Below are 1,266 nucleotides of genomic sequence, written 5' to 3'. Positions count from 1 at the left end.
TGGAGTTGTTACCTTTATTCGGACATAAAATTTAAGACTGTTTGTTACAAAACAAATATCTTAGAAACATGAAAAAACGAGTTTATAGTAAAGAATTAAAGGAACAAGCGGTAAGATTGAGTTACCAGCGGGATAACATAAAAGAACTGGCAGATGAATTGGGCATTGCTGTCCAGAGGATTTACAAATGGCGCAGAGCATCTAAAACAACTGCATCACCTAAGCCAGAAAAACCAATACCAGAGGATACAATAGAAGTCAAAAGATTACGTAAAGCCCTTAAAGAAAAGGAACTGGAGCTTGAGATTTTAAAAAAGGCCGTGCACATCTTCTCCAAGAGCGATGGGAAATCTACGGGTTTATAGCCAGTTATAGACATTTATATCCCATTGAGAAGATGTGCAAAGTATTAAAAGTAAGCAGAAGTAGTTTTTATAGGTGGTTCACAGGTGGCCCTGGCAAAAGAGCATTGGAGCATAGTTTGTTTACAGATTTGATAAAACAAGAATTTAACAGGAGTAAGCAGAGCTATGGCTCGACAAGAATAGCAGAGCAATTAAGGCGCAATGATTATTGTATATCCAGGCGAAGGGTCTCTAAAATCATGAAAGAGAACAATTGGATTAGTAAGCACAAGAAGAAATTTAAGGTTACTACAGACTCGAACCATAAATATCCTATTTGCAGGAATTTATTGGATAGAGACTTTAACCCTAGTAGATTAAATCAAGTTTGGGTATCTGATATCACTTATATCAAAACTCAAAAAGGTTGGCTGTACTTAACCACAATCATTGATTTATATGACAGACAGGTAATAGGTTGGTCATTAAGTACAAGTTTACATGCAAACCAAACTATTATCCCTGCTTGGAAAATGGCAATATCAAAAAGAAAAATAACACAGTCTTTACTTTTTCATTCCGACAGGGGCATACAATATGCTTCAAAAGAATTTAGAAAACTGTTAAAGTCTAATACTTTAATTGCTCAATCCATGAGCAGGAAAGCAAATTGTTGGGACAATGCCGTGGCAGAGTCTTTCTTCAAGACACTAAAAATAGAACTTGTTTATGATAATCAATTTAAAACCATAGAACAGACTAAAACCAGTATTTTTGAGTATATAGAAATATGGTATAACAGAAAGCGGTTACATTCTTCTTTGGGATATAAAACACCTTTTGAAGCAGAACAAGAATTTTATCAAATTAAAAACGTGGCATAGGTCTTAGAAAAATTGTCCGACTTTTTGTTGCAAGTCCA

General features: G+C 34.8%; 2 protein-coding genes. Both read left to right on the top strand.

Features of this window, described 5'->3' with window-relative positions; genetic code table 11:
- The first annotated feature begins 68 nt into the window (after positions 1-68).
- Positions 69-365, top strand: a complete 297-nt coding sequence (locus K7G79_RS14840; RefSeq protein WP_370634233.1) for a transposase — start codon at positions 69-71, stop codon at positions 363-365.
- Positions 350-1,228, top strand: a complete 879-nt coding sequence (locus K7G79_RS14665; protein ID WP_370634234.1) for an IS3 family transposase — start codon at positions 350-352, stop codon at positions 1,226-1,228. Before K7G79_RS14840 ends, K7G79_RS14665 begins: the two co-directional genes overlap by 16 nt.
- Positions 1,229-1,266: the final 38 nt, after the last annotated feature.

The sequence above is a fragment of the Aestuariivivens sp. NBU2969 genome, assembly GCF_019931125.1.
In the GTDB taxonomy this organism is placed as follows: domain Bacteria; phylum Bacteroidota; class Bacteroidia; order Flavobacteriales; family Flavobacteriaceae; genus Aestuariivivens; species Aestuariivivens marinum.
The sequence above is the reverse complement of the archived record's forward strand: the minus strand, read 5'-3'. Positions and strand labels throughout refer to the sequence as shown.